The organism is Candidatus Woesearchaeota archaeon, from assembly GCA_016214075.1.
Lineage (GTDB): Archaea > Nanobdellota > Nanobdellia > Woesearchaeales > DSVV01 > JACRPI01.
Genome location: JACRPI010000035.1, coordinates 22,197 through 34,457 on the forward strand (window position 1 = coordinate 22,197; position 12,261 = coordinate 34,457).

Here is a 12,261-nt window from a genome sequence, read left to right on the forward strand (position 1 = left end):
GTAAGAAAGCGAGGAAAACTGAATGGCTGATGAGAAAGTCCAATTAGATACATATAAGCTGAATGTGAATAATGTTCTAGTAGAAGTTTCCATCGTACAATATGAAGAGGATGTTGTGCCACGATATATTGTCAATATTACCAATATGAGTAAGACTACAAAACTTATTCTGGAAAAGATTAGGGAAGAATTTATTTCAGAAGTTGGCGTTGGTGTTGTCGAACTCTCCGAATCAGGAGGAGTAGAGACAATCAAGATTGAGTTTAGAAAAGAGCTCACCAAATTACTCAAAAAATATTTTCCAAACGCGGATGAGCAAACAAAAGACATGCTCATCAATTATGTTATTGAACAAAATCTTGGTCTTGGAAATATAGAAATTCTCCTCAAAGATAGCAATATAGAAGAAATTGTTGTCAACAGCGCGAAAGAACCTGTCTGGATTTACCATAAAAAATTCGCGTGGCTCAAAACAAATGTCATCATTCCAAGCGAAGCGCGAATCAGACATTTCTCCACGATGATTGGCAGAGATGTCAATAAAGAAATTTCGACGTTAAGTCCACTTATGGACGCGCACCTGCTCACAGGAGATCGAGTCAACGCGACATTAGAACCTATTTCTTCGTTTGGAAACACCATTACTATCAGAAAGTTCGCGACAGAACCATGGACAATTACAGACTTTCTCAAATCAAAGACAATAGATTTTGAAACAGCTGCGTTAATCTGGATGTGCATGCAAAACGAGCTTTCGCTGCTCATCGCGGGAGGAACAGGGTCAGGAAAAACCTCGATGCTCAACGTCATCTCTTCATTTCTTCCACCAAATCAACGAGTCATCAGTATTGAAGATACGCGAGAATTGCAGCTTCCAAACACCCTTCATTGGGTTCCGTTAGAAACAAGACTCGCGAATCCAGAAGGAAAAGGCGGCGTCACGATGTTAGACCTCATCATCAACTCCCTGCGTATGAGACCGGATAGAATTATTATGGGAGAAGTCCGACGAGAGAAAGAAGCGGAAACATTGTTTGAAGCGATCCACACAGGACACAGCTGTTACGCGACGTTTCACGCGAATGACGCGTCAGAAACAGTCACGCGACTGACAAATCCACCCATTAACATCCCTAAATTGGTCTTGCCTGCGATGGCAGGAATTATTGTCCAGAACAGGAACAGAAGAACAAACAAAAGAAGATGTATGCAGTTCGCGGAATTATTGCCAAACGGAATGCCCAACATTATCAGACAGTATGATCCATTAGATGATACAACAAAGACAGTGGGACAGATGAAGGTCATCCCAAACACGCTAAGAATATTTACAGGAATGACACCGAAGATGATTGAAGAGGACCTCCACAAAAAAATGCGTATTCTGAAATGGATGGTCGATCATAATATTAGAAATCTCAATGACATTGGTGTTCTGATGGCGAAGTATTATAGGGGAAAATTGGTGTTGAAGTAATTATTCTAAGTACAATAGGAAATTTGATTTCTAACATATAAATAAGCAAAGAACAACAACAAAGGCAGCAAACACGGTCATTTTTCTTCGAAAAATGTCCTATTCGTAAAGGATTTTCCGGAACTTCGTAACCGAAAAATCCTCTACACTCAGTTTGCGCCATGTTGTTCTTTGCTTTAACGAAAAGAATCAAAGAAACCCGCCGCTGGCGCCGACGCACCGGGGGTTGCCCCATTCGGGGTGGTGCGTAGGACAAAATTCAGAGAATTTTGACCGTAGGCCGCCAGCTGCGGCGGGTTATGGAACATTATATCTTATCTTGTTTCAAAACCAAGTCTCTGAACAAAACTTATATATAGCTTCATTCCAAAAAACAACCAAAGAGGTGTCTCCCTATCGTTGATATTATTCATCAGGTTGCAAGCACGTTCCCGCATCTGAAAGAAGAGCTGCGAAAAGCGCACATTAAACTTCGACCAGACATGTTTGTCAAGAAGACACTCCAACTTGCCGCGATGTTCGCGCTCAGCACACTTATCCTTTTATTTTTCTTCTTTGAAATCGCGGGAATCTCTCTCTTATATCTTCTCCTTTTACTCCCCTTCATCTGCATCGGCTACTTTTTCTTTTTCATGATGTCACCAAAGAACATCATCAACAAGAGAAAAAGAGAACTCGATCAGGAAGTCCTTTTTGCAGGAAGATTCCTTCTCGTCAAAGTGCATTCCGGAAGACCGCTCCTCAACGCGTTGATTGAAGGATCCCAAAGCTATGGCATCGCAAGCAAATATTTCAAAGAAATTGTTGAAGATATTAACCTTGGAACTCCTATTGAGAAAGCATTAGACAATGCAGTCAAATATTCTCCATCCGAAAAATATAGGCGCATCCTCTTCCAAATCAGCACTGCGCTCAAAGTAGGTATTGACGTTTCTATCCCATTAAGCAACGCGATTGACGAGATTACCGCGGAACAACTCACGGAAATCCAACGATATGGGAAAAAGCTCAACTCCCTTGCGTTATTTTACATGCTCCTCGCGATTGTCCTTCCCTCTATTGGCATGGCAATTTTTGTTGTTGTGGGCGGTCTTTTAGGGCTTCCTATTGAACGAAATTTATTTTTGGTAGTCACAGGCGCGTTGGTGATTGTCCAACTTATTTTTGTCTCTGTGTTCAAAGCATCGCGATTGAGTGTGAACTTATGAGGGATTCATGAAACAACTCCTATACATCAACGAATTTGGAAAAGCGTTTATCCCTGAACGAATACGTCCAAAATTGCGAAATTATTTACTCAAAGCAGGAATAGTTGAAGTGCCGTATTGGTTCTTTGGTATCTTATTTTACATCACTTATCTCCTGACGTTTTTAGTGTATTTTTACGGATTCTGGGGAACAATTTCTGAGCAAACAGGAATCCTTGTCTTTCTTTATGTATTCCTCATCTGGGTAGTAATTCCACTCGCGTTTATTGCGTTATTCATGCTCTTCATGTATATGTATCTCGATATCAAGATATTTAACAGAACAAAAAAGATGGAAGATGTCTTGCCTGACTTTTTGCAGGAAGTTTCCTCCAATCTCAAGGGAGGACTTGCGTTTGAAAAATCATTATGGGTTGCGATCAAGCCCCGTTTTGGCATTCTCGCGAATGAAATCGCGCTTGCGGCAAAAAAAGTTATGACAGGAACAGATGTGGATATTGCGCTCAACGAGTTTGCGAACAAGTACAATTCGCCGATGCTCAAGCGAGCGATGGAATTGATTGTCAGCGAAATTCAAAGCGGAGGAAAAGTCGCGGACATTATTGATCGTGTTGTTGAAAACCTCAAAAAAACAAAAGCGTTGAAGGATGAGATGACTGCGTCTGTGTTGACGTACATGATTTTTATTGGCGCGATTGTCATCTTTATTTCTCCAATGCTCTTCGCGCTTGCGTACAACCTCCTGATTGTTATTAGTAAAGTCGCGGCGCTGCTTGCCACAACAGCGGCAACAGGAGGCACAACTGGTTTACTTTCCAACATTGGAAATATTAATGTCAATAAAGAGGATTTCGTCTGGTTCAGCAGAATTGCGTTAGGAGTGATTGCGTTCTTTTCTTCGATGATCGTCTCCATTATTGAGAAAGGGAATATTCGGGGAGGGGTCAAGTATATTCCCATATTTATCGTGAGTACTGAAGTAGTGTACATTATCGCATTAAAGATTATGACTGCTGTGGTGACTGCGTTTATTACGTTTTGAGACTAAAAGAGAAAAAAAATCTTGTGAAAAAAAGAAAAAATCAAACAGAAAGATATTTTCTTGTGGTAATATCTTCTGCTCTATAACGCTGGAACATTGCATGACGCGCAAGGTCTTCCATAACCATCTGATCAATAACATGTTGTGGAGCAGTTGCTGTTTCTTTAGCTCTATGGAGAACTTCTCCGACAAGTGATTTCAAAGATCGAACAACATGTAGGGGCCTATCCCTAATAAAAACACCGCCTAATGATGCTTTTACATCATCACGTTCGTAAATAGTGTTTAGAATTCCTCCAAGATTAACGAGGTAGTCCGGACCATACGCAATTTGATGTGCAACAATATAATCATCAACAACCTGCCGTTGTTGTGGATGTCTTTGGTTGTTTGCTCCGCCAACAATAACGCGACAACCATGCTCATGCAATGTTTTAATAGAATCTTCAGTAAGGATTTGTCCACCTGCGTTTGGTGAGAAGACATCCATTCCTAAAGTATAAAACAATTGTATATCCGCAGGAGAAGTAATTTGGTGAAGAACATAATCAGTTCCTTCAACTTTTCCATTTCGTAAAAGAAGTTTTCTTGCTTTATCAAGAGCTGTAGAAGAACTGTCTGCGAGATGAAGCATTTTTGTATGATGGCCATCTTCTAATATCCTTTCAAGAAGCCGATAACCTACTTTTCCGAGTCCTTGTATCCCTATTGTTTTTAGTCGAAGACGATCTTTTTTCCAAACAGATTGTGCTGCGCCAAGCATACTGTAATAAACACCTTCTGCAGTAACAATAGAAGGATCACCAGAACCTCCGACTCGTTCAGATAAACAAGCAACTGGAACATGAACTCCCCTTGCAAGAAGATCAGAACGAACAAATTCCATAACAGCAGTATCTGTGTACATGTCTGGAGCAAAAATATATCTTCCATCTAATGCTGCAACAACGTCTACATCTTTTCCGTAAAGTGTTTTTTCAAAAGAAGTTAATTCTTCTGAAGTTCTTCCTTTACGAATAGGGCAAAGTCGCTCAAGAAGTCCAGGAGATGCAAGAGCAAGTGAAGAAAGTCCATCAACATAATTTCCTGACTTTCCGCCACCCATGCGAGATGCAAGAAGTTCTGCTTCAGTAACATGATCTCCTGTAAGCGCTCGGCGGATGAGAAGAAGATCGAAAGCACCCCACTTAAAGGACATACCACGTGCTAATTCTTTTACATCCCTTATACCTGTAACACCATTTGAAACATCTTCAAGGTCAAGAGTGTAATCTTTATTTCCTAACTCCGCATAAGGAAGTAGTCGCGTACCGCCAAGTGCTGGTCGAACAAAAGAACCATCCTCACGATAAAAAAGAGCAGAAAGAAGTGTATTGTGAACTGCAACTACATAGGTAAGAGCACGATCTTGTCCTTCAACAAGAACAGTCCCTAATGGCTTGACATGAATTTCTTCATGCGCGTCATGACCCATTGTTTCAGAAACAGATGCAAGCATCTCTGTATCTGGTTGAAGTTGTGAAAAATGCCGCAGCTCCGGTAAAGAAGTGCAATCCGTACGAACTGTAAAACCATATGCTCTATTAACCAAAGTCATCGCCCCCAGTTTTTTGAAAAGTAATTACTTGTAATTTCTAAAAGAGAGAGAGAAACAAACTATATAAAGTTTCTTATAGGCGTGAAATCAAGCACACATGAATTACCCAAACAATAAAGCAAACGGATTGCCGAGATAATTCACGACAAGAGCGAACAACAATCCCCCTAAGAAAAACATGCTAATAAAGCCCCAGAGTTTCTGCGCGCGGGTCTTGTCATCAAACATACTGTGCAATGCAGTTTGCAACATTCTTCCCCCATCTACAATACCGAGAGGGAGCAAGTTCGCGAGACCAATAAACAAATTCAGCAAGAATAACCACTTGATAAAGCCGCGGAACCAGTAATAAACACCTGCGATACCCGCGTATTCTGTATTAATCCGTCGTTCATTTTGTGTGGGTTTAATGCCCATGAATCCTTTTTCAGGATTATCTGATCGCGGGATAGCGGTAAAGGTATATTCTCCTTTATCTGTGCCAAGTGTTACTTCTTGATCAGGAACAAGGCAGGAAGAATAACTCATAAACTGACTGTAATCGTCAACAGCTTTTCCGTTGATAGAAGACAAAATAGCGGGAGGAACAGCAGAAGTGTACGCGGGATAACTTTCATTTTCAAGAACTTCATAACTAAACCCAATAGGATGTGTGATCTTATCTTCAAATGGCGCAAGCGTTGAGTTTGTCATGTCTCCAACATAAGGGAAAGCAAGCAGGAGAATAAACGCAAGCACAAGATTTGCCATTGGTCCTGCTGCGAAAACAGAATATTGCACAATGTCATGCGCTTTTCCTAATTTCTTTTCATCAGGTTCAACAAACGCTGCAGGAATAACTGGCGCAAGTAATGCAAAGACTGCAAAACCGCTGGATTTCACAGGAATGTGATGACTTCGCGCGACAACACCATGAGAAAATTCATGCACAATCGCGAGAATAAAAATAGCAAGAATCCAATGCGTAAAACTCAAGTATCCAATCCCTGGAATGTGTGTGAAAGGAAGCACGAGAGAAACACCGTTGGTATCAACAGTAGGTTGAAAAATGAGTTTAATGAAAAAAATAAAAATGCCTAAAGAAACATACAACATGCCAAGAAAACCAACACCCACAGAAACGTAGCCAAACAATTGCACAGCGCCGCGATATTTGGACGCGAGTTTGTCCATCAACGCAAGACCAAGTTTTGTTCTGTACATAATGATGTAGATGAATGGATGCAGAATTTTTTGAATCGCAATTTCTTTTCTTTTGATGTATACAGTAATGCTCAAAGCAAGTAAAAAAAGAATGAACAAGATTAAGTCAAACGTCCATGTGATAGTGAGACCAAATATTTCCATTACGTAAATAAGACAACGGATTATATATAAACCTTTCTACTAAAGAAAAAGTTTACTGTGCAAAATGTCATTCGCCAAAATCGAAAGATTTTCGGATAGAATGAGTTTTACCGAAAATTTTCTTGAGAAATGAAACAGTTTTTCGGATTATCCGTAAGATTTTCGGAAAACTCGTCGATAATTACTTTAATATGCTTCTTCTAAAAAAAGGATAAAAATATTGGTGAGGTCGCATAACATGGTTATTGCAGTGGTCTCAAAAACCTGTGTTGTCCAACACAGGCATGAGCGAGCCACAAGGTGTAACAGCCTTTCGGGGTTCAAATCCCCGCCTCATCGTTTATTATTCTGAAGAAGAATATAAAGATTGTGAAAACAAAAACCTTTATGAAGGAATTCACAACATCATTTCCTTATGTTCGAATTCCTGCAAACATTCTTCGTCACATTCATCAATGTTATTCTTCATTTAGACACGTCACTCCAATGGGTCATACAAACGTATGACACGTGGACCTACGCAATCATCTTCATCGTCATTTTCTGCGAAACAGGATTAATTATAACGCCGTTTCTCCCCGGAGACTCTCTCCTTTTCGCGGCAGGAGCGTTCGCTGCGTTAGGATCGCTGAATCTTGCGGTGTTATTCGCGTTAATCTTCATCGCGGCAGTGCTTGGTGATTTTGTGAATTACTCCATAGGCAATTATGTTGGTCCAAAAATATTCAAGAAAGAAAAATCATTGCTGTTCAACAAAGACTATTTGATGCGCACAGAAGAATTTTATGAAAAGCATGGCGCGAAAACAATTATCGCAGCACGATTTATGCCCATCATCAGAACTTTCGCGCCGTTTGTCGCAGGCATTGCGAAGATGAATTGGCTCAAGTTCGTCGCGTACAACATTGTCGGCGCATTGTTATGGTGCGTCTTATTCCTCTTTGGCGGCTATTTCTTTGGAAACATTCAGCTGGTGAAAGAGAACTTCACAATAGTCATCATGGCAATTATTGTGATCTCGTTTATTCCCGTGATTAAAGAAGTTATTATGAGCTTGTTGAAGAAGAAAGAACCAACTCCTTAATCAAGTACAATCTTCTGCACAAACACCCATTCTCATTTCGATGGATTGACAAATACCATCCCCACAGCTGTCTGAAGAAGATTCTGTTCCTGTGCTTGACTCAGCAGCATGAACATCGGTGTAAAAGAGTTGATTTGGCTCAGCATTATATTCATCAAACCATAGTTGAAAAACCTCACCAAAACCAACCCATTCAATTCGTCCTGCAGCAGTTTCATCAGCAAGATCCTGAATGTGTTGACGAAACTCTTCTATATACGTTTCATTGACAAAATATTTTTGGTTCGCAAAGAGAGAAGCAGTATAAATCTTTCCAGGCTCAAGAACACCTTGCTTTTGAAGTTCCAATAATTCATATAACCCATTCCATTCCGAAGTATAAGATCCAACAACGACAAGAGAAGCTGCGTCATCGTGCACGTGAAATTGTTCATTATTTTGTGGTTTCCATATGCCAGAGACCCATAAAGCTTCTTCATTAAGATGAAGCGATGTTCCAGCACCCATAAGAATTTCCGCTTGCCATGTATAAGAAGAATACTGCCTTCCTTGTATTGGTTTCGAAAGATATTCCAGTTTAGATTTTTCAGGAGGATCTGCAATAAAGCCTCCTACAACAAAAGAAGGTTCAACCCCCAGCTGTTCAATCAAATACGCAACATCGGCGTAACTATATTTTGTTTCGTGCGCATGCGGGTCAATTTCAAAACCCAAATCTTCCTTGAGATAGCGAAGAACATTTTTTCCACGTGTAGACGGAGTTCCTGAATCATAAAGCGTTGCAGCCAACAAAAAAGTCCAATCAGATTGAAAATTATAGGAAACTCCCTCTTCATGAAGCATTTGCGCAAATTGAACAACACCATTGCGTTGTTCCCAGAATGCATCTTCATCTTCTACAAAATTTGGATACTGACCACTATTTGGCTCTTCGTTATGTGTAAAAATAGAGACATAAATAGGAGGAAAGGCCTCATTTTCATGAGTATTGGTGCCAAGTATTTCTGGAGTTGGTTCTTCATTCATTATGATCTCATCGCTGGAGAAGGAAAAAATAAAAATGATACTGCCAAGTAAAGAAAAGAACAAAAATATCCCAAGCAAAGTATAGACTATTTTTTGTTTCACAATAAAAATTAGAAAGAAAGAAGTTAATAAAACTACTTATTTGAGAAATTATTTCTTTCTCTTTGGCCGAAGTACTTTCCCTTTGCATTTTCTGCAAGAGATTTTACCTGCCAAAACCTTCATGTTTATTGCGCGAACAGTTGTCTTGCAATTTCTGCAGACAAATTTGTTCTGGAATAACCGTGCTTCTGCTTCTGGAAATCGTACCATTGTTTATCACTCAGATTTTAATTGTTTCATAACTTTTGTTCCTGTAATGACCCAATAAAGGACGTTGCAGCTTTCTGTAACATCTGTTTTGAGTTCTTCAGGAATATCCAAATCAAATGTTTCAAAGGATTCAGAGTCCATAACATTTGCTTTACTGCCAGAGATAGAAAGCACTTGCGCGCTTCTTTTCTCAATAATTGGAGCATTAACGTTATCATGCGCGGGACCAACGTATTCACGTCGTTTGTCGTCCAAAATTCCTACTGCGGTGATTCTCACTTTTGCGTGCCCGTGTTTTCCGGGTTTGCTTGTTTGTGTGTCTGTGACTCTGCAAGCGACACCATCAATGATCATAAATGATCCTTTTTTCATAGCGCCTGCATGTGTAACTTTGATTTCTCCTGCTACTTCGCCTTCTTCCATATTCATCCCTCAATGTATAATATGATTCTACTCGCTTTCTCTCTGAATTAACTGCCCTTTTATATACTTTTCGGTATAGCGAACGAACCAAATTTTCGTAATTTCATATGTTCGTTCGCTTATTAGCGGACACACGAAATCACCATAAAAAGATTACAAGTATTTCGTGCGTCAGCTATAAATGAATTAGCGCAAAGAATGAATAAAAAAAGAAAAAAACTAAAATTCAATTTCGCACTAAGTTTGTTCCAGTTAATGTGAACCACATCGTACTTGTTTTTCTTCGCACCGTGTATTGGAGCGCGACAGTATCGCTACTGCTCCCATGCGTTATAGTCAACGTCATTGCAGAAGGAGTATATTTTGAGATATACTCATTATCTTTTGCGACACCATTTTGGTATGTCTTCATACGCTTTCCATTCGTCACGACTAATACGGTGTTGTCATAATTCAATCCAACTAAAATGGAATCAGTTCCTGTAAACGGATTAATAGTGCCAGTATGTCCATCTGCATAGTACACAGTGACGAGCGCATTAGCAGTATCAATTGTGTACGATGAAATCTGGTTTGGATCAATAACAACAGGAACATCATCTGTGCTATCCAGAGGATTGGTTCCACGAGCAATTTCTGTCGCGTCATCAACACTTCCACTATCTGAATCTGCGTTCAATGGATTTGTCCCATACGTGACAACTTCTTGATAATCGGTTAAACTATCATTGTCGCTATCAGTATCACGTGCATCTGTTCCATAAGTAATAATCTCTTGATAGTCTGACAATCCATCTCCATCTGTATCAGCAGTTGTTCCACTTGTTCCGTAGGTGATAACCTCTTGGTAATCAGTTAAGCCATCGCCGTCTGTATCAACAAGGTTTGGATTTGTTCCATACGTTGCTTCTTCTGTGTCTAATAAACCATCGTCATCAGCATCTAAATCAACTGGCGTTGGTTCTACAGAACAAGTAATTGGGTATCCTGTGTATTTCATTACTGTATTTCCCTCATCATTTGCGATGTACGCATCCGCTGTTGAAGTTGCGCAATCTGTAACAAGAGTAAATCCCTCTGGATCTGTTCCAGGAACAGAAGTGTATGTCATGACAACAGTCCCATCAACAGTCATTTCGCGAAGTGTTGTTCCATAAAGAACATACAAAAGTTCTGTTTCAGAAGAATAGAACATATCAGTAATTGCTTCTGCTACTGGTTGGATCGAGCCAAGAAGCGTTGCGGTTCCTGAAGATGTTGGAATACTGACAAAATAAATTCTGCCATCGTCAGATGAACCAACTGCGAAAATACCACCTAAAGCTGTTGTTCCGTAAGAATGTGCACCATCTGGAATGTAGGCCATTCCTTCTAATCCGTTACTGGTTGTGCTTGGCGTTGTTATTCCTATACTGCTCAAATCAAATGTTGCGGTTTTTGTTCCTGTTCCAGTATTGAACGCGTAAATCGCGAAAGGATATTCATTCAAAATATATGCAGCGAAAGCGCCAGAAACTGAAACTCCTTCCAAATCTCCAGAGAGAGTTAAAGAAGTAACAGAACTTCCATCGCTGTTCATGATACTCACGCCACCATTATCATTAACAACAACAAGTTTGTTGCTCGCTGAGTTCCAAACAACACCACTTGGTTCAAAAGAAGAGGATAATCCAGAGCCAACATTTGTTCCTGAAGATGAAGCAGGCCAAACTGCTGTCGTAGATCCTGAACCACCTGATCCTGATGATGGACAAGTGACTGGATATCCCGCATAACTCGTAAATGTATGCCCCGTATCAGATCCAATAATAATTGTGCTTGTTGTTGAAGGGCATGATGTTGCGAGTGTCACTGCTTCCTGATCGCTTCCAGGAACAGTATATGTTGCAATAATGTTTCCAGAAGTGTCCATTTCCACAAGGGTTGCGTCATACAAAACGTATAATGTTTCTGTTTCTGGATCAAAGTACATATCGGAAATGCTTGCGGAATATGGTTTCATAGATCGAACAACAGAAACAGTTCCTCCATTAACAGAAGTATCAAGAGAAAGGAAATAAATTATACCCGTTTCCTGTGAACCAACTGCGAACAATCCTTCTGAAGAAATATAGGTTAGTCCTTCAAGACCATAACTTGTAGAAATAACTGGTGCAGGAACAATACCTGTTAATGACCATGATTTTGTTTTTGTCCCCGTAGTAAAATCAAATTCATAAATCGCGTAAGGATATTCATTGAGAACATAAATATAATTTGAAGAAGGATCTGCGATTGCGAGACCTTCAAGATCACCACTCAAAGTCCAAGAAGTAACATCTGTTCCATCAATGTCCATTCGAGTAATCATATCATCATCACTTACCACAAAAAGCGCGTTTAAGCGAGGATGCCAAACAGCGCCACTTGGCTCATACGTAGACGGCAGGCCACTGCTAATAACAGTTCCAGTGCTCTGCGTCGGCCAGCTTGCGGCAAAGACTGTTTGCGCAAAGAGCAATAAAAGAACAAAGATCGAAATACATGTTGTTTTTGTTTTCATAAAAATCCCTCCTAATAGATAAAAATGTAGAATGAAGATGCTATATATAGTTTTCTGTACAATGACATTGTCTATTTAGCGTCATCTATATATATTAGTTAATTCTTAGGTTGTTTTGGTGATTTTTATGGACATTCAATGTTTGAACTGTAAATCCAGTGATATTGCTAAAAAAGGTTATAGAAAAAATAAGTTAGGAAAAA

The 12,261-nt window shown here is 39.8% G+C and carries 10 protein-coding genes and 1 tRNA gene; 5 read left to right on the forward strand and 6 right to left on the reverse strand.

Annotated elements, in window-relative coordinates; translation table 11 throughout:
- Positions 1–22: 22 nt before the first annotated feature.
- From HZC31_06605 to HZC31_06615, 3 genes are all read left to right on the forward strand, one after another.
- Positions 23–1,477: a CpaF family protein gene (locus tag HZC31_06605; protein ID MBI5003030.1), complete on the forward strand. Its 1,455-nt coding sequence runs from the start codon at positions 23–25 to the stop codon at positions 1,475–1,477.
- A gap of 482 nt (positions 1,478–1,959) precedes the next feature.
- Positions 1,960–2,685, forward strand: a complete 726-nt coding sequence (locus HZC31_06610) for a type II secretion system F family protein (GenBank protein MBI5003031.1) — start codon at positions 1,960–1,962, stop codon at positions 2,683–2,685.
- Positions 2,686–2,692: 7 nt separating this feature from the next.
- Entirely contained in the window at positions 2,693–3,727 is a 1,035-nt protein-coding gene (locus tag HZC31_06615; protein MBI5003032.1) for a type II secretion system F family protein, read from the forward strand.
- Positions 3,728–3,767: 40 nt separating this feature from the next.
- Here HZC31_06615 and HZC31_06620 read toward each other — a convergent pair whose 3' ends face one another.
- Both HZC31_06620 and HZC31_06625 read right to left on the reverse strand, forming a co-directional pair.
- Positions 3,768–5,318 carry a Glu/Leu/Phe/Val dehydrogenase gene (locus tag HZC31_06620; protein ID MBI5003033.1) on the reverse strand — a complete coding sequence of 517 codons (1,551 nt, stop codon included), beginning with the start codon at positions 5,316–5,318 and terminating at the stop codon, positions 3,768–3,770.
- A 108-nt stretch (positions 5,319–5,426) separates the two neighbouring features.
- On the reverse strand, positions 5,427–6,671 hold the full coding sequence (locus HZC31_06625) for a site-2 protease family protein (protein MBI5003034.1): 1,245 nt from the start codon (positions 6,669–6,671) through the stop codon (positions 5,427–5,429).
- A gap of 222 nt (positions 6,672–6,893) precedes the next feature.
- Between HZC31_06625 and HZC31_06630 the strand changes: the two genes are divergently transcribed.
- Together HZC31_06630 and HZC31_06635 are read left to right on the forward strand one after the other, a co-directional pair.
- Positions 6,894–7,010: transfer RNA gene (locus HZC31_06630), tRNA-Leu, on the forward strand.
- A 76-nt stretch (positions 7,011–7,086) separates the two neighbouring features.
- Entirely contained in the window at positions 7,087–7,755 is a 669-nt protein-coding gene (locus tag HZC31_06635) for a DedA family protein (GenBank protein ID MBI5003035.1), read from the forward strand.
- Here HZC31_06635 and HZC31_06640 read toward each other — a convergent pair whose 3' ends face one another.
- The 4 genes from HZC31_06640 to HZC31_06655 form a co-directional block, all read right to left on the reverse strand.
- On the reverse strand, positions 7,756–8,883 hold the full coding sequence (locus HZC31_06640; GenBank protein MBI5003036.1) for a hypothetical protein: 1,128 nt from the start codon (positions 8,881–8,883) through the stop codon (positions 7,756–7,758). It abuts the gene before it with no gap.
- 48 nt (positions 8,884–8,931) lie between these two features.
- Positions 8,932–9,093, reverse strand: a complete 162-nt coding sequence (locus HZC31_06645) for a 50S ribosomal protein L40e (GenBank protein ID MBI5003037.1) — start codon at positions 9,091–9,093, stop codon at positions 8,932–8,934.
- Positions 9,094–9,099: 6 nt separating this feature from the next.
- Positions 9,100–9,522: a translation initiation factor IF-5A gene (locus HZC31_06650; GenBank protein MBI5003038.1), complete on the reverse strand. Its 423-nt coding sequence runs from the start codon at positions 9,520–9,522 to the stop codon at positions 9,100–9,102.
- Between the two features lie 220 nt (positions 9,523–9,742).
- The gene (locus HZC31_06655; protein ID MBI5003039.1) at positions 9,743–12,058 is read right to left on the reverse strand and encodes an SdiA-regulated domain-containing protein; all 2,316 of its coding nucleotides are present in this window, start codon (positions 12,056–12,058) and stop codon (positions 9,743–9,745) included.
- Positions 12,059–12,261: the final 203 nt, after the last annotated feature.